Source organism: Kluyvera chengduensis, from assembly GCF_044197065.1.
Lineage (GTDB): Bacteria > Pseudomonadota > Gammaproteobacteria > Enterobacterales > Enterobacteriaceae > Kluyvera > Kluyvera ascorbata_C.
Genome location: NZ_JBIQOI010000031.1, coordinates 1 through 379, shown reverse-complemented (window position 1 = coordinate 379; position 379 = coordinate 1). Strand labels below are relative to the sequence as shown.

Genomic DNA, 379 nt, shown 5'->3' with positions numbered 1-379 from the left:
CCATGTTCTTCGGCCCATTGTGCCAGCGCCAGTGAGACCAGCTCTGGCCCGTTGTCCATCCGCATCTTCAGCGGGTAGCCGCGGTTTGCCGCGATCCTGTCCAGCACCCGGATGACTCGCTGAGCCGGGATATTCAGGTCGATTTCTATCGCCAATGCTTCGCGGTTAAAATCATCCACCACATTGAAGGTCCGGAAGCGTCTGCCGCAGACCAGGGCGTCGTGCATAAAATCGATGGACCAGCTCTGGTTTAATGCTTGCGGTGTCGCCAGTGGTGCTGGATTACGCACTGGCAGCCGCTGTTTTCCCTTGCGACGAAAATTCAGTTTCAGCAGGCAGTAAATCCGGTGAACACGTTTATGGTTCCAGGTATTGCCCT

1 protein-coding gene is annotated in these 379 nt (G+C 55.9%); it reads right to left on the bottom strand.

The genetic code is table 11. From position 1 onward, the window contains the following. Positions 1 to 379, bottom strand: a 379-nt coding sequence (locus tag ACH1XZ_RS23225) for a DDE-type integrase/transposase/recombinase (protein WP_395597310.1), incomplete at both ends; no start/stop codon positions are given.